Below are 22,389 nucleotides of genomic sequence, written 5' to 3'. Positions count from 1 at the left end.
TGCTTGCTAAGACTGTCACTACCCCTAATAACTACACCTATGCCTTATAGCTTACGGAAGTTGTTGGCTGTTCTGGCCGGCACAAATGCGGGAGTGGGGACCGGTGGTTTGGGCGGGCTACCTACCTTTGCGGGGTGAGAAGTCGCTTTGCCTTCCAGCCGCGCTATTTTTTGTTTTGGCTGGTGTATTTCGTAGCTACCAAGCTACTGTTTGTACTGTACCATTGGAGTCAGACCAGCACTCTTTCGGGGCGCACGGTGCTACGTATATTTGGATATGGCTTGCGGCTGGATGCCTCGGCCGCCGCCTATTTGAGCGTACTTCCTTTCCTGCTCTTTATAATAGGAAGTCTGGCTCCGGCCCGGTTTCCGATGGAGCGCCTGATTCGCTTTGTCACGGCGGTAATGGGCGTTGTGGTCGCGGCGGGTACGGTAGCGGATCTGGAGCTATACCGCGCCTGGGGCTTTCGACTCGACGCTACCCCGCTGCAATACCTAAACACGCCCCGCGAAATGCTGGCCTCGGCGGGCAGCGCGCCGGTGCTGTTGCTGGCAGCCCTCTTTGTTGGTTTGCTTGGCCTGGGGTTTGTGTTGTATACAAAGGTAGTAGGACGGCTTCCGGCGCTACCGCCTGGCTTCAGCAAGCTGCGGGCCGGGTTAGTAGGCTTGCTGTACCTAGCGTTGCTGGCCGTGCCCTTGCGCGGCGGATTGCAGCAGATACCGATTAACCAGAGCGACGTTTATTTCTCTAACCAACCCTTTGCTAACCACGCGGCTATTAATGTACCCTGGAATGTAGCCAACTCCTTGCGGCTGCAGAATACGGAGCCCAGCGTCTATAATTTCCTACCTGATTCCACGGCCCACCGGCTAACCCAGCAACTGTACCCGCCCACGGCGCCTGATACTGCGACGCTGTTGCGTACTACTCGGCCCAACGTGCTGTTTATCATTCTGGAGAGTTTTACGGCCAAGCTGGTGGGGCATTTGGGCGGCGAGCGAGGTGTTACGCCTACTCTGGATAGCCTGAGCCACGTGGGAGTGTCGTTTCAGCAACTATATGCCGCCGGCGACCGAAGCCAGAAAGGACTGGTGGCCTTGCTTTCAGGCTACCCCAACCAGCCGGCCACCAGTATTATCAAGTACCCGCGCAAAACGGAACGCCTCCCCCATCTGGCGCAGGAGTTTAAAGCTCTGGGCTACAGCACAGCGTATTACCACGGCGGCGAGCTGGCCTTCGCCAACATGAAAAGCTACCTCGTGACGGCCGGCTACGAGCGGTTTACGGAGCGGACCGACTTTGCCCGACAGGACCAAAACTCGAAATGGGGTGCCCACGACCATGTGCTGCTCAACCGGATGCTGCGCGAGCTTCCAAGCCAGCGCGTGCCCTTCTTCGTGACGGCCTTTACGCTTAGCAGCCACGAGCCATTTGATGTGCCCATGCCGCCGCGGTTTACGGGCGCCAGCGAAGCCGACCGGTTTCGCAACTCTATGTTCTACACCGACCATGTACTAGGTCAGTTTCTCAATAAAGCCCGGCGGCAACCGTGGTGGGATAATACGCTGGTGGTGGTGGTAGCCGACCACGGCCATCCGGAGCCCGGTAACACGCCCAACGACGCGCCCGCTAAATTCCGGATTCCGCTGCTGCTCACCGGCGGCGCTCTGCGGCCAGCCGCGGCCGGGCGCAGCATCAGCACCTACGGCAGCCAAACCGATGTGGCTGCTACCCTCCTCCATCAGCTAAACCTGCCCAGCACCGCCTTTCCCTGGAGCCGCGACCTGCTGGCGCCTCCACCTGCCTCCTGGCCTCACGGAGTAGCGTTTTACTGCTTTACCGATGGATTTGGGGTAGTAACGCCCGCAGGTACCGTCACCTACGATAACATTGCCCGCCGCGTAATCAGGCGCAAAGGCCAGCCCTCCGGCGCCCAGCTGCAGTTTGGCCAAGCCTATGAGCAAACATCGTTTGCCGACTTTCTGCGGAAATAGTGTACTCCTTTAGTTGTCATGGCCGCTAGGTGCTGATTGTGCCACAAGCTGCTACATGATTTTTTACTTCTGATGCCCGAGCTGCTTTTTGTTTACAATGCTGATTCCGGCCTCGTGAATGGCCTGCTCGATACACTGCACAAAACGTTGTCGCCGGCTACATATGCCTGCTCGTTGTGTGCTGTTACATATGGTGCCGCCACCATGCGGCCCGAGTGGCGGGAGTTTATCCAGAGCCTGCCAGTTCACACCTCCTTTCTGCACCGCAACGAACTACAGCAGCAACATCCGGAACTAAGCTCCTACCCTTTGCCGGCCATATTCCGGCGCGCCACGGCTGAGCAACCGTGGCAACTGGTAGCCTCAGCGCAAGAACTTCGCCCCCTTGACTTGCCGGCCCTGATAGACCTAGTAAAACAACACGCGTAAAAGCGGCACGTTTACTTGGTTGCTAAGTGCCAACTATAGGCCGGTTTGCCTTCTATTGGCACCTAGCAACAGGCCGCTTTGAGCAGTACGAACCGGGCGTTAAGGGGCTGGGGGCGTGAACTTGTCGGAATCTTTCCGCAACCCACAACTAAGCAGTATCTTTGCGCCCTTGCTTATGGATACCAGAAAAGTTGCCTTTTATACGCTGGGCTGCAAGCTCAACTTCTCCGAAACGTCGGCTATTGGCCGGCAGTTTGAGGATCATGGGTTCGTGAAAGCAGCCTTTGAGGATGCCGCTGACATCTACGTTATCAATACCTGCTCCGTCACGGACCACGCCGACCGCAAGTGCCGGAAGGTGGTGAAAGAGGCATTGAAGCATAATCCGGAGGCGTTTGTGGCCATCGTAGGTTGCTACGCCCAGCTCAAGCCCCAGGAAATTGCCGAGATTCCCGGCGTACATGCGGTACTGGGCGCCGCCGAGAAGTTTCAGCTCGTGGAGACCCTAGCCGGTTTCCAGAAGCCCGCCGCCGGGCAGCCGGGCCATGTGTTTGCTTCGCCTATTTCTGAAGCCACAGAGTTTCATGCCGCCCACTCCTACGGCGACCGGACCCGCACCTTCTTGAAAGTTCAGGACGGCTGCGACTATTCCTGCTCGTTCTGCACCATTCCGCTGGCCCGCGGCAAGAGCCGCTCCAACTCCGTGCAGAGCGTGGTGGAGCGTGTGCAAAAGCTGGCCGAAACTGGGGTAAAGGAAATTGTGCTGACCGGCGTAAACCTCGGCGACTTTGGATTGCAGGGGCCGGAGCGCGAGCGGAAAGAAGATTTCTTTGACCTAGTGCGTGCCCTTGATGAGGTAGAAGGCATCGAGCGGTTCCGCATCAGCAGCTGCGAGCCCAATCTGCTTTCCGAAGAAATTATACGGTTTGTAGCGCAATCGAAGCGGTTTATGCCGCACTTCCACATTCCGCTGCAGTCGGGCTCCAACAAAATTCTGGGCCTGATGCGCCGCCGCTACCGCCGTGAGCTGTATCAGGAGCGCGTTGCTCTTATTAAGGAGGTCATGCCCCATGCCTGCATCGGGGTAGATGTAATTGTAGGCTTTCCCGGCGAAACGGAAGCCGACTTCCTGGAAACCTATCAGTTTCTGAACGAGATGGATGTAAGCTATCTGCACGTATTCCCGTACTCAGAGCGCGAAAACACCCTGGCCCCAACCCTGCCCGGCCGCGTGCAGGACCGCCACCGCCACGAGCGCACTACGCAGCTGCGGGGCCTTTCCGAGAAGAAGAAGCGGTATTTCTACGAGCAGCACTTAGGCACTGAAACTGCTGTGCTGTTTGAAGATGATGTAACCAATGGCCATATGGAAGGCTTTACACCGAACTACATCCGGGTTACGGCTAAATATGACCCCTTGCTGGTTGGTGAACTAAAGCGCCTTCGTCTGACGGCTGTGAATCCGCAGAACCTGATGGAGGCCGAAGAGCTAGGCATTGAGGTGTTTCAACATTAGACTTCGGGCACTTTGCCAGGCTAGCAAACGAAAAGGCCCCTGCATCCTAGCGGGGGCATTTTCGTTTCTATAAAGAAGAAGATGATAATTATCAGCGAGTCAGCTGGCGCTGCATCAGGTCCATCATTTGCTGCATTAGCCGCTGCTGTTCTTGCAAGTGTTGGTTGCGCAGTTCAGCCAACGCCAGCTGATGAGCCATTTGCTGAGTGTACAAAGCGGTCTGCCAGCTTGCGTCAGAAGCGGCAGGCGCAGCGGGTGTGGGTGCAACGGCAGCTACGGTGGTTGGTGCGGCAGTTTCCAGAGGCGCAGCAACAGCTTGCGGCTGGCTAGCGGCCACAGGGACGGAAACTGGAGCGAGCTCCGGAACTGGTGCGGATATACTTGCTGTAACTACTGCTTCATTAACGGCCGCAGGCCTTTCAGTTGGCTGCTTTTGTTCTTGAACTGGGCTAGTAATTTCAGCCGCCGGTTGACTGGCGGGCTGGTTTTTACTAGAATTCGCAGGTGCTACAACAGGTGAATTCTGTTGAGAAAGCATAGGGCCGTTTCCCTGCAAAAGCCATTCCTTCGAAACATTTGGATATACTTCAAATACCTTACACAAAAGGTCAAACCCGGGTTTATTCCTCTCATCAACAAGGTGTTGGATGACTGTAGCTGTCTTGTCAAGGGACGCTGCAAACGCATTTTTGCTTATGCCCAAATGAGCAATAAGCTGCACAAACCTTTCGCCGACTGTTGACTTTTCCATTGTTACCAAATGGGTTATACTTCTTTATCACCTCAAATATAACCCAAATGTTTAACAAACAACGCGCTTCCTTGCTCCTTATGTTTGGTCGATGCTAGTCATTTCAATGCTCCCCTCTTCGGGATATTGCGCTGGCTTTTACATGTGAGGGCTTTACTTGTTTGCACGTTCGCTTACACTCACGCCACGCCTTATTACAGCTTCGTTTCAAAAAATCCATTTTCGTCTCTCTGCTCTATTTTTTCTGATTTACTCTTGCCCGTGAAGTCTATGCTGCTGCCACGAGCTTACGTGTTCGTCTCTTTGAATTTTTATTTCGGAGCTAGCTCAGACTAAAAGCCCAGACTTGATTGTCGCATGTGAAAATCTCGAGAAAATGTTCACTACAAGTCACTGAGCCGGGACGAGAGGAAGAGGAATCAAAAATGAGTGTTTATGTAATGGCCTACCCTCTGGCAGAGCCGTCAGCGAATCAAAGGTCAGCGTAGCCAAGCGGCTTGCTAGGTTAACTCAAGCAGTATTTGAATACTCAAGTACGACGGTTCAGGAAAAGCACAGTGTCTTTTCAGATACAGCAACGCATGGCAATATCCGCACGCGAGATGCTTGGCCTCGGCGCCCTTTGGCTCACCCCTGGCCTGATGGTCCCCATATGCTGAGCATGATATGCTTGATGATAGAGGACACTACGCACCCTAGTAAATTCGCCACCTGTTGGGGCGCTAATACCAACTCTAAGCGGTGTCTGAAATCTCAAGAACGGTAATGATGATTCGGGCAAGCGGACGCTAGATCAAGCATGACCGGCAGGAGAATCAAAACGACTTTTCAAACATAACCTACCATAGCCTTGAAAAGGCACAAGTACCTGGCAGACTTTGCAGCAATGTAAGGCCTAGTATTCTACTCGAAGCGTAGCGACTCAATTGGATCGAGGGCGGCGGCTTTGCTGGCCGGATAATAGCCTGAAGCCAGCCCCACCGTCACGCAAATTAGTAGGCCTACCATCATCCAGAGCCACGGGATAATAAAGCCACCGCTACCGACCAACAGCGAAACGCCATTGCCCATACCCACCCCAAGCAAGATGCCGAGCGTGCCGCCCATTACACAAATCACAATGGCCTCAATCAGGAACTGCTGCCGGATTTGAAGCGCCGTGGCACCTAGTGCCTTCCGAATTCCAATCTCCCGCGTCCGTTCCGTCACGGAAACCATCATGATATTCATGAGGGCAATACTAGCTCCAAGCAGGGTAATGAACCCCACCAGGAAGCCCCCCATGCGCAGATTTCCCGACAAGGAATCGAGCTTACCCGCTAGCGAGTCGCTGCGTTCCAACTCGAAGCTGTCTTCCTGGCCAAGCGCATCGTGGCGCACGGCGCGCATGATACCCGTGGCCTCACCCGTCAGGTAGTTAAGGTAATTGGCATCGGGCGTGGCGGTTTTGATATCGTAGGTGAGGGCGCGCTGCCGGGGCAGTTGGTTGCCGGTTTCCAACGGAATCAGCAGAAGGCGGTCGGCACCACCACCGCCCATGCTACTGCCACTTTTCTCTAGCTCGCCAATCACCTGAAAGCGGCGGCCAAGCATGTATACGTATTTGCCCAGGGGGCTTTGTTGCGGAAACAGCTTGTCTTTGATTTCGCCTCCCACAATCACCACGTTAGCGCCGTTATCAAGCTCCGTAGCCGAGAAGGTGCGCCCGCCCTGCAGGTTGTAGTTCTGAATCATGAGGTAGTTTTCGTCGCCGGCAACTACCTGCATGTTGGGGTTGGTTTTCTTATCGTTGGCCTTTACCTCAACGGCGCCGGCTATAAAAGCCGAAATACCCACTTTGGCGTTGTCTCCGAGCTCCGACTTGTACTGGCGGGCCTGCAGGTACGAAATCACCGGATACGTTTTGCCCTGAATGCCGCCTCGGCGGGAGCGATTATTGTAGCCTTTTGCCTTGATTTCAAAGGAGTTGGCTCCCAAGCTAGCAAACGTAGTGTTCAGAGAGGCCTTAATGGCGTCGATGGCCGTTAGGATGCCTACCAACGACATAATGCCGATGCTGACAATAAGCGCCGTTAGAATAGTGCGCAGCAAGTTGCTGTGGATGGAACGAAACGCCTCTTTGATGTTTTCCAACAGGTGCATAACGGCAGCAGGTAGACGCGAAAACGAAGAACCCACACTTGGGCTGACTAGGCCACACCGGTAGCTGGGCAACACCGGCCGGTACCGCAAGGTAGCGGGTTTCAACTAAACTCCCACCTGCTTTCGTTACCTTTAGAAGCAGGGAGTAACTAGCTGTTTTAGCCTACGCGGACGATGGTTTCTGTCTACTTTCACGGCTTTGCCTGTCTCTAGGGCCTAGTCGTTTGTGTAGTTATTGGAGTAGTTGATTTGCCATTTTCAGTATGAGCTTTCCTCGCCTGCTTACCTTATTTTTCCTGTTGGCGGCTGGCCTCTTGCAGCCAGTTAGCGCGTGGGCCAACCACATCCTCATCCCGATGGATGAAACTCAAAAAGAGCACCTGAAAGCGTACGGCGTAGCCTATTGGCTGCTAGGCAAACAGGTAGAGGTTGATTGGCTGCTAAACTACCGCGGGGGCTCCTTTGCCTGCGAGGTGGCCGCCGGCGCTGAAAACGAGTTGGCCGTGCGCGGCGTGAGCTACCAGATTATCAGCGAGGCACAGTACACGGGCATTCTGTCGGAAATAGCCGACCCCAACGCCAACATGGACGTGATGAAGCTGGAGAAGGTGCCCAAAATTGCGGTGTACACGCCTAAAGGCAAGCAACCCTGGGACGATGCCGTGACCATGGTGCTCACCTACGCCGAAATTCCCTACACCCAGATTTACGACGACGAGGTACTGCGCGGCGACCTGCCGAAGTACGATTGGCTGCACCTGCACCACGAGGACTTCACGGGCCAGTACGGCAAGTTCTACGCCACGTACCGCAGCCGCCCCTGGTACCAGCAGCAGCAGCGCGATGCCGAAGCCACGGCCAAGCGCAACGGTTTTGCCAAGGTAAGCCAGATGAAAGGCGCCGTGGTGGTGAAGATGCAGGAGTTTATTGCGGGCGGCGGCTTCCAGTTTGCCATGTGCTCCGCCACCGACTCCTATGATATTGCCCTGGCCGGACTAGGCCTCGATATGGTAGAAACCATGTACGATGGCGACCCTGCGGATGCTACGGCCCAATCCAAGCTCAACTTCAACCGGACGCTGGCCTTCCAGAACTTTCAACTCCGCATGAACCCGTTTGAGTACGAGTACTCTAACATTGACATGGACCCGCGCGAACGGGGTGTGTACGAAGACAACGACTTTTTCCAGCTCTTCACGTTCTCGGCCAAGTACGACCCGGTACCGACCATGCTCACGCAAAACCATGTGCGCACGGTGCACGGGTTCATGGGCCAGACGACGGCGTTCCGTAAGCAGCTAGTAAAACCCGATGTAGTAGTAATGGGCGATAATAAGGCCTCGGGTGAGGTGCGCTACATGCACGGAACGCTGGGCAAAGGCACCTGGACGTTTTATGGCGGCCACGACCCCGAGGACTATCAGCACTTGGTAGAAGAAGACCCTACCGATCTTGCCTTACACCCCAACTCACCCGGTTACCGCCTGATATTGAACAACATCCTGTTTCCGGCAGCCAAGAAGAAGAAACAAAAAACCTAAGGGCAGCGGCTGTGCTGGTTAGCGCAGCAGCCCTACTGAGAAACCCGTTGCACCCATTTTGCATCGGGTTTTTACGTTTTTATGCCCTAGCAAAGTATCCGCAGGCGCATAATCCTCGTTTGTAGATTTCACACCAGTAATGCCCACATGACTGCTCCTGAATCAAATTCCAACTACGGGTTTTCGACTAGCGAACGTAATTTCAGAGCTGCCAATCCGCTTCCTAGGGCGGTATTGCGCGCCAACAACTACTTGCTGCTGGATGGCGAATGGAAATTTAAGCTGGACTCCGACGACGTTGGCTTGCGCGACGGCTGGCACCTAGCTCACAACTACGAGCGCACCGCCAGCTGGCCGGGCTCGGTGGAGGAACACTTAGCCAAGGACGCTCCCCTAGCCCCCGGCTGGAAAGACAAGGTTGTAGCCTGGTATGAGCGGGAGTTTATCTTGCCTGAGCGCGACGACGACGACAAGAACTCTATGTTCCAGATCACCTTCGGCGCCTGTGGCTACGAAACCCGGGTCTGGCTCAATGGCTTCCCACTCCGTACCGTAGAAGGCGAAGACGTGCATTACGGCGAGTACACGTCTTTTTCCTTTGAGCTACGCGAAGAGCACCTGCGGCCGGTTAACCGCCTCACGGTCCGCATTGTAGATACCATGGACGCCGAACGGCCACGTGGCAAGCAGGAGTCGCATGTGTACAAGCGCGGCGGCATTTGGTACCAGACGTACACTGGCGCCGTCCGGAGCATCTGGCTGGAAATGGTGGAACGCAACCGTCTCCGTTCCCGCGTAGGCGTCGACAGTGTGATTGAAGACAAAATGGTGCGCTTCAATATCACGACGCGCATCCATGACCCCGGCCTGTACACACTGCGCCTGCAGGTATTCGATAAAATTGCGCCCACACCCAAGCCCCTCGCTACCTCTGATTTTACCTTGAAGCTGGAAGCAGGTGAGCGGCAACAGCGGGTAGTAATGGAGCTGACCGGGGCTGAACTTTGGCAACCAGGCTCCCCTCACCTCTACCGGCTGGTAGCCCAACTTGTTGATAGTGAAGGCTACACCGCCGAAATAGAAACCCACTTCGGGCTGCGCAAGATTGAGTCGAGAGGAAAGTTTGTATACCTCAACAACGAGCCCATCTACATTGATGGTATTCTGTACCAGCCGGGCACGGCCACCTATGAGGAGATGCAGCGCCACATGCACGCCATGAAAGCATTGGGGTGCAACCTAGTACGGGTGCACATTGCTGGCGTCGACCCACGTATTTACAACCTGGCCGACGAGTTGGGCTTGCTGCTGTGGGTAGAAGTACCTAGCCCGCACTCCTCCACTGCCAAAAGCCGAGAAAACCACCAGGCCGAGCTGCTGCGTATGCTAGCGCACATTGAGTCTCACCCCTCCGTAGTCATCTGGAGCCTTTACAACGAGGACTGGGGTGCACAGGACATTGCCACAAATCCGGAAACGCGCCGGTATATCGTGGACATGTATCATTACATGCTTATAAACCATCCCCAGTTTCTGGTGGTCGATAACGATGGCTGGCAGCACATTTCTGTGAACGGACGGCTGAAGTCGGATCTGCTGACGGCGCACGTGTATACCCCGGAGCTCAGTCGCTGGTCGGAGCTGCTGGACCGCATGGTGCAAGGCGACTTAAATAACGTAGCTGTACTGCCGCTGGTCATCGGCGACCCGTTCTTCTATGCCCGCCAAAAGCCGCTGATCATCAGCGAATGGGGCGGCTTTGGCTTTGCCGATTATGGCGGACCGAAGGACTCGGCAGAGCGTACGGAGCGCATTCAGCAATTCAAGCAGGAACTTCGCAAACGTCCCATTGCCGGCGACGTGTACACGCAGGCAACCAACATTGAGGATGAGCGCAATGGCCTGATTGATGCCCACACCGGCGAGCTTTCCGTGCCGGAAGGCCTACTAGCTTCCAAACCCCATCAAACCGACGCCACGAGCGAAGCATAGCGTCGGCTGTGACTGCCTAAGTGGCCCCGGCTACTTAGGCAGTCGCAGAATCTGGCGGGCGGCGGCCGGAAGGTCGGCCGTTTTTTCCGGGTCAGTGGGCAGCACCAGGTCAATTAATACCGGCTGGCCCTTGGCAATACCATAGGCAATAAGCTGATACGCAATGCCTCCCTGCTCCGTGGGGTAGCTCAGCCGGAAACCCTTGGCGGGCGTGTCCAGAATAAAACAATCCAGAGGCTGACGCTCCACGTTCTTGTGCTTTTTCTGCATCTGACGCGCGTACTGCTCCGGATACGTTTTCAGGAAAGCGAAGTCGAGGTACATCCACGTCAGCTGGTAGTCAGTACACGTCAGCTGATTTTTGGAGCTGGGGGCGCAACCAGCCTCCACCGGCACATTAAGGCCGCAGAAGTTCAGCACCACCGGATCCGAAGCGGCTGAGGCTTGGGCCAGCGCCCCAAGGGGCAAACCAACAAGTAAAAGAAGCAGAGTAAAGGTGTGTTTCATAGACCGCTATTGAAGATGCCAGCGACGAAACTACAATTACTTTTCAGACAACAAAGCCCTCTTGAAAAAATAAGATTTGCGGCCGTAAGTCTCACTTTCACAATTAGGTAGCCTAGCACCTGAGTAAAGCAAAGCTAAACTGCCAGGTGCCGCTTTTATGCGCCCTAGAACTGGTGGTTACCCAGCCGGCAAGCCACACACAAACTACGTAGCAAAGGCCGGTTCGGCCACCAAGCCGGGCTAGTGCATCCGGTCGTCGCGGACGGGAAGGTTGGTTACGATTTCGCCCTCAATTTTCAGCAGCTCCTGCAGGCGGGCATCTACCTCCTCTGCGTTGCAATACTCCTTGGCCAAGTCTACGTAGCTCACGAAATGCCCCGCCTCTGATGCCATCAGCTCATAGTAGAACTGGCTGAGCTCGGGGTCCGGAATGTGCTTCCACAACAGCTTGAACCGTTCGCAGCTACGAGCCTCTATCAGAGCACTTACCAACAGCTGATCCATTAGCTGCCGCTCCCGGGCGCCGCCTTTGCGCACATGGCTCATTAGCTGCACCACGTACTCATCGTGGCGCGGACGGCCCAGCTCGTGGCCTCGCTTGCGTAGCTCCTGCAACACCCGCGCAAAGTGCTCCCACTCCTCGGCTACCAGGGCAGTCAGCTCTTCAACCAGTCGCGTTTTTTCGGGGTATTTTACGATGAGTGAAATACCAGTGCTGGCTGCCTTCTGCTCGCAATAGGCATGGTCCACGAGGATATCCTCGATGTTTTTACTGGCAATATCAACCCACCGTGGGTCAGTGTTCAGCTTCAGCTTGAGGATAGTTTTTTCTTTCATGAGGAGAAGCAAAATTGGCCTAGAACCCGAGGCAAACAAGTGTATTGCACGAGGGGCACGCCAGGGAGGTTTGACGGGCAGGCAAGGCTAGTTAAAAAACTGCCAACGAATACCGAACTGAAAGCGCCGGGGCAAAGCCGCATAATAGGGCGCCGTGAAATAGCCCGACTGCGGCAAAAACTGATTGATGTACGCCATCTTCAGAAACACATTCACCGTTTTGATATCGGCGCTCAGGAAGGCGTCTACCACCGGAATATTGCGGCTGGTAAAGTGATTCTGAACAAAGAACTGCTGCGTGCTAGGGCTGTAGTCATAGGGTTTCCAGCGTGACTGGAAATAACCTTGCACCCCCACCTGCCCTAGTAACGCCTTCTTAAACACAAACCCCTGGAAGTACAGCCGGGCGTCGCCAACAATCTTGGGCACGCGCAATCCTTCCTTATCGTCTTCGCCCCCAATAGTGTACGTGGCTTGGTTGTCAGAATAGAGCGGCCCAAAATTAACGCGGTAGCGCGCCGAAAGTGTGGTTAGCTGGCGGGTGCCACTGAGTTGACGAGGCGCACCACCCGCCTGTTCCTCGCTGTAATAGATCAGATCAATGATGTTAGCTATTGTACCACCTGCCTCCAGATAATGCCGGCCTAATTGCTGCGCTACCCGCACCCGGAGCTGCTGCACATCGGTGTTGGAAAACGCATTGGAGCTGCTGCCCTTGTGGTCCCATTCATAATGGTTGCCTCTGAATTCCAGTTCGGTAAGGGTAGGTGCGTAGCTGGCTACCAGCAGTTCGCCGCTTAGTGGCCCCAAGCGCGTGCCGCCGCGCAGCCAATATTCGGTGTTGTTTAACTGCGCGGAAGGCTTGAACTCGCCGGCTGTTTCAATAGCAAACTGACGGTAGCGAAACGCCGCCGTACCGCCTACAAATAACTGATTGAACGTACGACGGGGCAGGGCCTGCATCAGTACGGCGGGCTCCCCATCAGCAGCACGGGTTTCTAGGGAAGCATTACGGTGACGCCCGTACAGCCGGTACTCAATAGTAGTAGTGCGGCCCATCACACCCACCGTATTTTCCAGCTGCCGGAATTCGGCCCGGTCGTCGGTAGCGGCGGTGCTCAGTCGGAATTCGGGGTAGAACACCGGCGTACTTCCGTTCGGTTTTAATTCGGTATCGTTGAAGCGGTTGTTTTGCCGACGCCAATCAAAGGTGTGAAATGCGGTAAGCCCCCGACCCAATAGCCGGTAGGTATGCGTAAGCCGAACCTGGTCGCGTGCTTCTCGGTTAAGGGCATTTGTCAGGTTTACTACCTCCCGCTGATAGTCAAACAGGCCTTTTAAATCTACTTTTCCCGTCGCATCAAAGTCAGAAGTTTGAGGCTGAATACCGCCTTGCTCAGCTACGCGGTGGCGGGCCGTGCTGAAGTTAGCCACAGCATTATAACGGTCATCGGGCGAGTGGTAGCGGGCAAAAAACAGGAAGTTGCTGTGCTCTGTCTGACCCTCACGGGTATTGGTTACGTCTACGGCCTTGTTGGCCCCAAACCGCTCGTAGGCAAAGCCCACGTTAAAGTTCTTTTTCAGGCTTCGGGCATACGAGAGCTCGAAAATCTGTTCGTAGGGGTTGCCTTGGTGAAAGCGAAAGAATGTGTAGGGCGAGCGGGTATCGTAGTAGGGAATGGTGGAGGCGTTGCGCGCGTACCGGTCAAACACGTTCCGGCCTAGGCGGGCCCCCAGCTGCAGGTTTGGCTCCCAAAGCAACGGCCGCGAGGCGGTTCCGAAGTTGCCCAGGTCCTGCTGATAGGTAGAGTCGTGGGTCCAGAAGCGGTGCTGAGGCAGGCGGGTCAGGGTGGTGTCAATCATGCGCCCTACCGTATCCTGCCGCATAATATCGGCCTCCCGCAAAATGAAAGTAGTGCGGGCGCCGTAGATGTTTTTAGTGGAATCGTCGACGATTTGGGCGTGGGTTGTGCTAGGTAAGAGGCATAACGTCAGCAGCAACAGGGCCGGCAACGCGGCCATGAGCAGCCGGCGCGCCCGGCAGCCTCGGCCGCCAGAACCAACAGAACGGGGCACCAAAGCCTTCAACAAGGAATACAGCAGCGAATCAGACAACAGCGTGGGGCTGAAAGTACGGGGTCAAGAAGTTGGCTAATCGGGTTTCCCCATCGGCCATAAACCGAACCTTAATCGGAATGTAAAATACGGGCAAATCGGCCACAAGTGCAGCCAAGGCTGGCTCCAACAGGCGGGCGGCATCTTTCTGCGTAGTCAGAACGCACTGGCCGGGCCGTAATTGCGCCGCCAGCGCCCGAATCTCATCGGGCTGAAAGGCGTGATGATCTGGAAAAAGGGTATGAGTAAGCACGTGAAAGCCCGCAGCCTCCAGATGCTGGTGCAGCGGCTCGGGGCGGGCAATACCGGTAAGTAGCAGAACCTCAGCGCCCGGCTGCCCCCTAGTAGCTCCCAACGGCACGGGCATACCATAGTCGTAGCACGAGAACAACACCGGCACAGCAGGGCTGGCATAGCGCCTGATGTGGTTTGTAATGGTAGTTTGCTCTTTCTCTGATAAATCGGGTTGGCACTTGGTTACAATCACCACATCGGCGCGGGCAGCCCCAGCACGGCTTTCGCGCAAGCGACCAGCCGGCAGCACGTAATCCTTGTAAAATGGCCTTTCCTGCTCGGTAAGCAGGATGTTCAGGGTGGGCTTTACGCGGCGGTGCTGGTAGGCATCATCGAGCACTACCGCGGTGGTAGCCGGCACTTCGCGCAAAAGCCGTTGCAGCCCAGCTACCCGGCCTTCACTCACGACTACGGGCACTAGCCCCCCAAACTGCCTGAACTGCTGCAACGGCTCGTCGCCGATGGTAGCGGCAGTATCCGTTGCATTGGCTAGGCGGTAGCCGCGGGTACGGCGGCCGTAGCCGCGGCTGAGCAGGGCTGGCTGCTGGCCATGTTGCTGCAGCCAGCTCACGAGCCAGGCCACGTGCGGCGTTTTGCCAGTGCCCCCTACCCGCAGGTTGCCCACGTTCAGAATGGGCAGCGGCTCAAACTGCGTCTGGGGTTTCCAGCCCGCCTCGTACAGCCAGTTGCGTACGGCCATCACGCCGGCATAGAGCCAGCTTAGCGGAAGTAGCAACAGGGTAAGAATAGGAGGCATAGTGAGCGGCCAGATAGCGGAAGGCACAAAAGTAGCGGGTTGCTGCTAGGTTGCGGCGCCCTCCCATTACATTCGATAGGGGCCCTACCAGAAATTTACCCGCCCACCACCCTCAAGAGCTATGAAATGGCTTCTCTCAAAGCTATCCTACCAGCCGCCCCGTACAAGGCCCTCCGCTAGTTTGCCCTCGTATGTTCTCCGACCGCCTGTTTCGCTTTCTTACTGAGTTTCCTCTGCCTGCTGCGCTGCCCGAAGGGGTAGAAGCGTATAGTCCGTTCCAAGATCCTACGCCGCGCGGCTTGTTTCAGCAGTTTGCGCAGCGCTACTATACTGGCAATCAGCCGCGAATTGCGTTACTAGGTATTAATCCGGGCCGGCTGGGCAATGGGCGCACCGGTGTGGCCTTCACCGACCCCACGGCCCTAGCAGCCTGGGGCATCCACAACGAGTTGCCGCGCCGCCGAGAACCATCCAGTGAGTTTGTGCAGGCCGTGGTGCTAGCCATGGGCGGGCCTGAAGCCTTCTATCAGCATTTTTTCCTGGGCTCCCTGTACCCGCTGGTGTTGCTACGCAACGGGCTGAACTACAATTTTTATGATTCGCCGGCCGTCACGCAGGCGCTGTGGCCCGCTATTCAGACCGGGCTTCAGCAGCAGGTAACGCAGGTAGGATTGGCGCGCCATGCGGCCATCTGCCTAGGCCGGCGCAACGGGCTGTATTTCATGAAGCTCAATCAGGAGCTTCAGCTCTTTGATCAGATCCATATCCTGGACCACCCGCGCTACCTGATGCAGTACAAGCGCCGGGCCTTGACCGAAAATGTAGCGCGCTATGTGGAGATGTTACATAGGGTGAGCAGCAACAACGCGTAAGGTTAAGACTTGGGTGCCACTGCTGCTTTCCGGATTTATTCCCCACATTCCGCACATTTGCCCTGCTTACTAGCCCTATACCCCATGCCAACCGTCCAAGACCTTGCCCGCGTGCTGGAGCGGGCCGCTCCCCTGGCCTACCAAGAATCATATGATAACGCCGGTCTGCAGTGCGGCGACCCCGCCATGGAAATACGCGGCGTGCTGATTGCCCTTGACTGCACGCCAGCGGTAGTGGATGAAGCCCTGCGCCGGGGCTGCAATATGGTAGTGGCGCATCATCCGGTGGTATTTCGGCCGCTTAAACGCCTGACGGGAGCTAGTGAGGTAGAGCAAACGCTTATCAAGGCCATCAAAAACGATGTGGCCATTTACGCCGCCCATACCAACCTCGATAATATATACCACGGTGTAAACCGCAAGCTGGCCCAGAAGCTGGGCTTGCAAAACCTGCGCATCCTTGACCCGAAGCCGGCTTTACTGGCCAAGCTCATCACCTACGTGCCCACCACGCACACCGAGACTGTTCTCCAGGCGCTCTACCAGGCCGGGGCGGGGCAAGTAGGCAACTACTCGGAGTGCAGCTTCCGCTCCGAAGGCATGGGCACCTTCACGCCGGGCGCGGCCACTGACCCGTTTATTGGGCAACCCGGACAGCCCGAGCTGGTGCGCGAGGACCGGGTGGAAGTACTGCTACCCCTCCACCAGCAAGCAACCGTGCTGCGGGCCCTGCGCGGTGCTCACCCCTATGAAGAGGTAGCGTATGAAGTAGTGAAGCTCGAAAACCTGCACCAGGAAGTAGGCTCCGGAATGATAGGGGAACTACCCGAAGCTCTGAGCCCGCAGCAGTTTCGGCAGCAGCTGAAGCACGCGTTGCTAGTGCCCGTGGTAAAACATACTGCCTTCGAGCGTCCCATTAAGAAAGTGGCGCTATGCGGCGGAGCCGGCAGTTTCCTGATCAGTAACGCCCGCCGCGCCGGGGCCGATGCCTACGTAACCGGCGACCTGAAATACCACGAATATTTCGGGGCTGAGGGCCAGCTACTGCTCTGCGATGTGGGCCACTTTGAAAGTGAGCAGTTTACCGGCGAAATTTTCCAGAATTTGCTTGCCGACAACTTTGGGAGTACTTTTGCGCTCTTAATTGCTGAGACTTTTACCAACCCCGTCCGTTATGATTTCTAATCCCTCCGCGGAAACCCCCGTTGCCAGTAAGCTGGAAGCCCTTCTGAATTTGCAGCGCATTGACTCGCAACTGGATGAAATCCGGCGTGTGCGCGGCGACCTGCCCGAAGAAGTTCGGGACCTGGAGGACGAAATTGCCGGGTACGAGGTTCGGGTAGGCAAATTCGACGAGGAAATCGCCTCCCTTAACGACCAGATCAAGCAGCGCAAGCAAAACGCTAAAGACGCGGATGGCCTGATTAAGCGTTACGAAGATCAGCAGACTAACGTACGCAACAACCGTGAGTACGAGGCTATTGCCAAGGAAATCGAGCTGCAGAAGCTGGAAATTCAGATTTCGGAAAAGAAAATCAAAGAAGCGCAGTACCAGATTGAGCTGAAGAACAACGAAATCAGCGGTACCAAGCAGCGTCTGGAAGAGCGCAAAAAGGACCTCGACAACAAGAAGGTAGAGCTGCAAACCATTGTAGGTGAAAGCGAAGCCGATGAGAAGACGCTCATGGATGAGCGCTCTAGCGCAGTGAAGCCCGTGGAAGAGCGCCTTTTGATGGCATATACCCGTATCCGGGGCAACGTACGCAACGGCTTGGCTGTGGTAACGGTAAAGCGTGACGCCTGCGGTGGCTGCTTTAACACGGTGCCGCCCCAGCGCCAGGCCGATATCATTGCCCACAAGAAAATTATCGTGTGCGAGCACTGCGGCCGCGTGCTGGCCGATGTAGAAGCCCGCATTGCGTAAGTTTTTGCCCTAGCAACTTTAAAAAAGAACGGCCCTAGGGCCGTTCTTTTTTTGCTTATGATAGTTTCTGCCGAACCTGCCCTACGCCTTTTTCCTGCGTTGCTTCGCATCGGGCGGAGGGTCGCGCTACAGGGGTGGGGCTTGGTAGTGCTACTAGCCCTGAGTATAAGCAACAGCTTAAGTGCGTTGCCCTTAGCAACGCGTGAGTTTGAAGCGGGCGCCAAATTCAGCCTTACTCCCACCCAGGCTCGCGCTTATGCGGAAGTGCTGAAAATGCGGCCCGAGGCGGCCCGCACCGCACTTCGGGGGGCAGATGCCACTGCGGCTGGCGCACTGCTAGTGCAAGACTGCCTGGCCATTACGGAACTGCTTGTCAGTCAGGATGCCGCTCGCTATGAGGCAACGGTTACAGCCCAGGACCAACGCTTGAAAACTCTGGAAAAATCGTCGGAGGCAAGCGCCTTGCGCGACTATGCCCAGGCCGAAATTCGGTTGCATCAGGCAGCAGCGCAGGTGGTGTTCGGCCACGAAGTGCAGGGCGCCTGGAGCTTGCGCCAAAGCTACCTGCACATGCAGCAGGTGGTGCGCCACTACCCTAGTTACTTGCCGGCCCGCAAAACACTGGGCATGATGCAGTTCTTTATCGGTTCGCTGCCCGAGTCGTACCGCTGGTTTCTTAAGTTGCTAGGGTTGCCGGGCAGCGTAACCGCCGGGCTGCACAACCTGCGCCTAGCCGCAACCCAGCCCAACGACTTCCAGCTGGAAGCCCGCTTGATTCTGGCTCTGCTAGAAGAAACCTACTACAAACAGCCCGAGGCGGCGCTGAAACTGGTAGAGACGCTACGCCACCAGCAGCCCGATAATTTGCTGCTGAGCTACTTGGTTATCAGTCAGCATAAAAAGCAACACCACACCGATGCCGCGCTGGCAGCGTATCGGGGCCGACCAACTGGGCCGGGTTATCTGCCGCTGCCCTACCTGCACCACATGGCCGCCGACCTGCTGCTGTACCAAGGGCAGTATGCGGCCTCGTTACGGACCAATCAGCAGTTTTTGCAGGAATACAAGGGCCAGCATTACCGCAAGGATGCCGCTTTCAAGCTCTATCTGGCCGCCTGGCTGAGTGGAGATGCAACCGCGGCCGAGCAGTACCGCCGCACCATTGCGCCGCGGGGTCGCACCGTGCTGGAAGAAGACAACTATGCCCAGCGCTTCTTCGCCGATAATCTGCCGCTCAACAAGCACCTCACGCTGGCTCGCCTCCAGATTGATGGAGGATACTATGGCAAAGCCCTGACCACCCTACAAAGCTTCCGGCCACTGGCCACCACGCCCCTGCGCGACCGGCTGGAGGAGCCCTACCGGCGGGCCCGGGCCTGGCACCTGCTCGGTCGGCTGGACTCGGCGCGCCTGTTTTATGCCCAAACCATTGCGCGGGCCGGTTCGGCGCCGTATTACTTTGCGCCCCAGTCGGCGCTGCAGCTCGGCTACCTCTACCAGGCTGAAGGACAAACTCATACGGCCAAAACCTATTTTCAGAAGGCGCTGTCCTATTCCAAACACGAGTACAAAAACAGCACCGATACAAAAGCTAAACTGGCCTTAAAAGAGTTGGAGTAACTAGTTGACTTAGGGAGGCTGCTTAGCCACCGCGGTTTCACCTTGCAGCCGGGCTAGTACTTGGCCTGTATTACGCCGCCGGCCCATTGTACCTTTGCTTCGTGCTCACCATTCCGCTCACCGACCTTCCTGCCCAGTTTCGCGCAAAAGCCCTGCAGTGGGCCGCTAGCTTTCCGCATTGCGCCTACTTTGAACCCAACGACCTCTCCTATCCGCACGGCCCGTTTTCGAGGTTACTTGCGGTGGCGGAGCAAGCCCCGGCCGCACCAGCTACCCTAGCGGAGCTCCAGCAGTGGGTTCCTACGAAAGAAGAGAATGCGCCCGCCTGTGGCTTCATCACCTACGACGTTAAAAACGAGATTGAGGCCCTGCATAGCGCTAATTTCTCTGGTTTTAACTGGCCCCAGCTGCACTTCTTCACCCCTACTACGTGGCTGTATTGGCGCGAAACTACACTTGAAATCAACGCACCGGAGCCGGCGGTCGTACTGCGCCAGATTCAGGACCTGCCACTATCTGTGGTGGCGGCCCCGACGGTACCGGCCATGCAGTCCCGCATGTCGCGCCCCGCGTATTTGGCTGCGGTGCAGGCCGTGCAGGAAGACATTCTGAACGGCGAGGTGTACGAGCTCAACCTGTGCCAAGAGTTCTTCGCGGAGAACGTACACCTTAACCCTGTTGACGTTTTCCTGCGGCTCCAGGAGGCCTCGCCTACACCTTTCGCGGGCTTCTACCGTCACCACGACCATTTCCTGCTGTGTGCCTCGCCGGAGCGCTTTCTGCGATGGCAAGGCAGCACGCTGCTTTCCCAACCTATCAAAGGCACCATTCGGCGCGGCGCTACCCCTGAAGCGGATGAGCAACAGCGCCTTACGCTGCTCCAGGATGAAAAAGAACGCGCCGAAAACCTGATGATTGTGGACTTGGTGCGCAACGATCTGGCCCGCGTGGCACTGACCGGTACCGTGCAGGTTCCGGAGCTGTTTGGTCTCTACCCGTTCCGCCACGTGTGGCAAATGATTTCTACGGTCCAGGCTCAGGTTCGGCCCGAAGCCGACCTAGTAGACATCCTGCGCGCCGCCTTCCCGATGGGCTCGATGACCGGGGCCCCAAAAATCAGGGCCATGCAGCTGATTGAGCAGTATGAGCACACCCGGCGCGGCCTCTACAGCGGCAGCATCGGGTATGTGCTGCCTAACGGCGACTTCGATTTCAATGTGGTGATACGAAGCCTACAGTACCGGCAAGATACCGGCTACCTCTCCTTCCAGGTCGGCTCGGCCATCACCTACGACTCGGTGCCGGAGCGTGAGTATGAAGAGTGCCTGCTTAAAGCCCAGGCGCTGCTGGAAGTACTAGGGGTAAAATTGTGAGTAAGTGCCGGAAGGGGTTTGCGGTTTCGGCAGGCCTAGCCAGATGCTAAACAGGCCAGCTTCTGCTTTCACTTACCCATAATTTCACTTGTACGCTCTTCTGACATTCTGTCATTTTCAGCCTAAAACAGCTACCTTTGCTGTTCTCTGAATCGTGATGCTGCTGTCTCTTTGAGGCCTTTCCCATGTCCCAACCGCTGATTACTCTCGACTTTCTCGATACCCCTGCGCTGCCCACGCCCGCCGTTGATGCCGCCACGCACGAACACGAGCCCTCGGGCGAGGTACGCGTGAATCCGGCTAGCCGCACGGGCCGCACCCGGAAGCTGTACATTGAAAGCTACGGCTGCCAGATGAACTTCTCCGACTCCGAAATCGTGTCGAGCATTCTGTTTGAGCAGGGCTTTGACACTACTGAGGAGCTAGAAGGCGCTGATTTGGTACTGCTCAATACCTGCTCCATCCGGGAAAAGGCCGAGCAGACAGTCCGCATGCGCCTCTCCCAGATCAACAGCCACAAAAAGCGCAACCCCGGCCTGCTGGTGGGCGTGCTGGGCTGCATGGCCGAGCGCCTGAAAAGCAAGTTTCTGGAAGAAGAAAAACTGGTAGACCTGGTAGTGGGCCCCGATGCCTACCGCGACCTACCCCAGCTGATTCAGCAGGTTGATGGCGGGCAAAAAGCCGTGAACGTGCTGCTCAGCCGCGAAGAAACCTACGCCGACATCACGCCCGTGCGCCTGAACAGCAACGGTATTACGGCTTTCATTAGCATCATGCGTGGCTGCGACAATATGTGCTCCTTCTGCGTGGTGCCCTTCACCCGGGGTCGCGAGCGGAGCCGCGACGCGCACAGCATTGTGCAGGAAGCCCGCGACCTGGTGGCGCAAGGGTACAAAGAAGTTACGCTACTGGGCCAGAACGTTGACTCTTACAAATGGGCTAGTGAAGATGGCACTGAGCACGTCAACTTTGCCCAGTTGCTGGAGCGCGTGGCCCTCATCAGCCCCGAGCTGCGCGTCCGCTTCTCCACGTCTCACCCCAAGGACATCACCGACGAGGTGCTGTATACCATGGCGCGGTACGAGAACATCTGCAAATACATTCATTTGCCGGCCCAAAGCGGCAACACTAGGGTGCTGAAGCTCATGAACCGCACCTACGACCGGCCCTGGTATGAGGAGCGCGTGCAAGCCATCCGCCGCATCCTCGGCGAAGACTGCGCCATCAGCACCGATATGATTTCAGGCTTTTGCTCGGAAACGGAAGAAGAACACCAGGACACGCTGAGCCTGATGGAGCTGGTGAAGTACGACATGGCCTACATGTTCTTCTACTCGGAGCGCCCCGGCACCCTAGCCGCTCGCAAGCTCGAAGATGACATTCCGCTGGACGTGAAAAAGCGCCGCCTAGCCGAGGTGATTGCCTTGCAACAGGAGCATAGCCGCTTGCGCAACTTGCGGGGGGTAGGCAAAGTGCATAAAGTACTGGTAGAGAACTTCTCGAAGCGCAGCCAGGAGCACCTCAGCGGCCGCAACAGCCAGAATCAGGTTGTCATCTTCCCCCGCAAGCACTACAAGAAAGGCGACTACGTGGAGGTGCTCGTGCACGAATCCACGACCAATACGCTCCTCGGCGAAGCGCTATAAAATATTCTCATCCTAAGCTTGCGAAGAATATTCTTCCTCTCAGGACAAGGCTTTTGTTCACCGCAAGAGCTAGTCCAAA

The 22,389-nt window shown here is 56.4% G+C and carries 17 protein-coding genes; 11 read left to right on the top strand and 6 right to left on the bottom strand.

Going from position 1 to position 22,389, the window contains the following annotated elements:
• Positions 1 to 134: 134 nt before the first annotated feature.
• From ACYVHC_RS00520 to mtaB, 3 genes are all read left to right on the top strand, one after another.
• On the top strand, positions 135 to 1,994 hold the full coding sequence (locus ACYVHC_RS00520; protein WP_460611699.1) for an LTA synthase family protein: 1,860 nt from the start codon (positions 135 to 137) through the stop codon (positions 1,992 to 1,994).
• 72 nt (positions 1,995 to 2,066) lie between these two features.
• Positions 2,067 to 2,423: a hypothetical protein gene (locus ACYVHC_RS00515; RefSeq protein ID WP_460611698.1), complete on the top strand. Its 357-nt coding sequence runs from the start codon at positions 2,067 to 2,069 to the stop codon at positions 2,421 to 2,423.
• A gap of 175 nt (positions 2,424 to 2,598) precedes the next feature.
• Complete coding sequence (mtaB, locus tag ACYVHC_RS00510) at positions 2,599 to 3,939, top strand: tRNA (N(6)-L-threonylcarbamoyladenosine(37)-C(2))-methylthiotransferase MtaB (protein ID WP_460611697.1); 1,341 nt, start codon at positions 2,599 to 2,601, stop codon at positions 3,937 to 3,939.
• A 91-nt stretch (positions 3,940 to 4,030) separates the two neighbouring features.
• On the opposite strand, the gene ACYVHC_RS00505 is transcribed toward mtaB, so the two are convergent.
• Complete coding sequence (locus ACYVHC_RS00505) at positions 4,031 to 4,690, bottom strand: hypothetical protein (RefSeq protein ID WP_460611696.1); 660 nt, start codon at positions 4,688 to 4,690, stop codon at positions 4,031 to 4,033.
• A gap of 903 nt (positions 4,691 to 5,593) precedes the next feature.
• On the bottom strand, positions 5,594 to 6,832 hold the full coding sequence (locus ACYVHC_RS00500) for an ABC transporter permease (protein ID WP_460611695.1): 1,239 nt from the start codon (positions 6,830 to 6,832) through the stop codon (positions 5,594 to 5,596).
• Positions 6,833 to 7,095: 263 nt separating this feature from the next.
• Here ACYVHC_RS00500 and ACYVHC_RS00495 point away from each other — a divergent pair, with 263 nt between their 5' ends.
• Both ACYVHC_RS00495 and ACYVHC_RS00490 read left to right on the top strand, forming a co-directional pair.
• Positions 7,096 to 8,373 (top strand): asparagine synthetase B, encoded by a 1,278-nt coding sequence (locus ACYVHC_RS00495; protein ID WP_460611694.1) that lies wholly within the window; start codon positions 7,096 to 7,098, stop codon positions 8,371 to 8,373.
• Positions 8,374 to 8,520: 147 nt separating this feature from the next.
• Entirely contained in the window at positions 8,521 to 10,365 is a 1,845-nt protein-coding gene (locus ACYVHC_RS00490; RefSeq protein ID WP_460611693.1) for a glycoside hydrolase family 2 protein, read from the top strand.
• A gap of 30 nt (positions 10,366 to 10,395) precedes the next feature.
• Here ACYVHC_RS00490 and ACYVHC_RS00485 read toward each other — a convergent pair whose 3' ends face one another.
• The 4 genes from ACYVHC_RS00485 to lpxK form a co-directional block, all read right to left on the bottom strand.
• Complete coding sequence (locus ACYVHC_RS00485) at positions 10,396 to 10,872, bottom strand: hypothetical protein (RefSeq protein WP_460611692.1); 477 nt, start codon at positions 10,870 to 10,872, stop codon at positions 10,396 to 10,398.
• Between the two features lie 240 nt (positions 10,873 to 11,112).
• Positions 11,113 to 11,709, bottom strand: coding sequence for a MiaE family protein (locus ACYVHC_RS00480; RefSeq protein ID WP_460611691.1), 597 nt, complete (start codon positions 11,707 to 11,709; stop codon positions 11,113 to 11,115).
• A gap of 87 nt (positions 11,710 to 11,796) precedes the next feature.
• Positions 11,797 to 13,824: a putative porin gene (locus ACYVHC_RS00475; protein WP_460611690.1), complete on the bottom strand. Its 2,028-nt coding sequence runs from the start codon at positions 13,822 to 13,824 to the stop codon at positions 11,797 to 11,799.
• Positions 13,817 to 14,875: a tetraacyldisaccharide 4'-kinase gene (gene lpxK / locus ACYVHC_RS00470; protein WP_460611689.1), complete on the bottom strand. Its 1,059-nt coding sequence runs from the start codon at positions 14,873 to 14,875 to the stop codon at positions 13,817 to 13,819. The genes ACYVHC_RS00475 and lpxK overlap by 8 nt, the downstream gene beginning before the upstream one ends.
• A 191-nt stretch (positions 14,876 to 15,066) precedes the next feature.
• Between lpxK and ACYVHC_RS00465 the strand changes: the two genes are divergently transcribed.
• The 6 genes from ACYVHC_RS00465 (at position 15,067) to miaB (ending at position 22,310) form a co-directional block, all read left to right on the top strand.
• A complete protein-coding gene (locus ACYVHC_RS00465) occupies positions 15,067 to 15,747 on the top strand; it encodes a uracil-DNA glycosylase family protein (RefSeq protein WP_460611688.1) in 681 nt (226 codons plus the stop codon).
• Between the two features lie 84 nt (positions 15,748 to 15,831).
• Complete coding sequence (locus ACYVHC_RS00460; RefSeq protein ID WP_460611687.1) at positions 15,832 to 16,932, top strand: Nif3-like dinuclear metal center hexameric protein; 1,101 nt, start codon at positions 15,832 to 15,834, stop codon at positions 16,930 to 16,932.
• The gene (locus ACYVHC_RS00455) at positions 16,922 to 17,671 is read left to right on the top strand and encodes a zinc ribbon domain-containing protein (protein ID WP_460611686.1); all 750 of its coding nucleotides are present in this window, start codon (positions 16,922 to 16,924) and stop codon (positions 17,669 to 17,671) included. The genes ACYVHC_RS00460 and ACYVHC_RS00455 overlap by 11 nt, the downstream gene beginning before the upstream one ends.
• Before the next feature lie 57 nt (positions 17,672 to 17,728).
• A complete protein-coding gene (locus tag ACYVHC_RS00450; RefSeq protein ID WP_460611685.1) occupies positions 17,729 to 19,291 on the top strand; it encodes a tetratricopeptide repeat protein in 1,563 nt (520 codons plus the stop codon).
• A gap of 101 nt (positions 19,292 to 19,392) precedes the next feature.
• The gene (gene pabB, locus ACYVHC_RS00445; protein WP_460611684.1) at positions 19,393 to 20,664 is read left to right on the top strand and encodes an aminodeoxychorismate synthase component I; all 1,272 of its coding nucleotides are present in this window, start codon (positions 19,393 to 19,395) and stop codon (positions 20,662 to 20,664) included.
• A 185-nt stretch (positions 20,665 to 20,849) separates the two neighbouring features.
• A complete protein-coding gene (gene miaB / locus ACYVHC_RS00440; protein WP_460611683.1) occupies positions 20,850 to 22,310 on the top strand; it encodes a MiaB/RimO family radical SAM methylthiotransferase in 1,461 nt (486 codons plus the stop codon).
• Positions 22,311 to 22,389: the final 79 nt, after the last annotated feature.

It is taken from the genome of Hymenobacter seoulensis, from assembly GCF_054780535.1.
The sequence above is the reverse complement of the archived record's forward strand: the minus strand, read 5'-3'. Positions and strand labels throughout refer to the sequence as shown.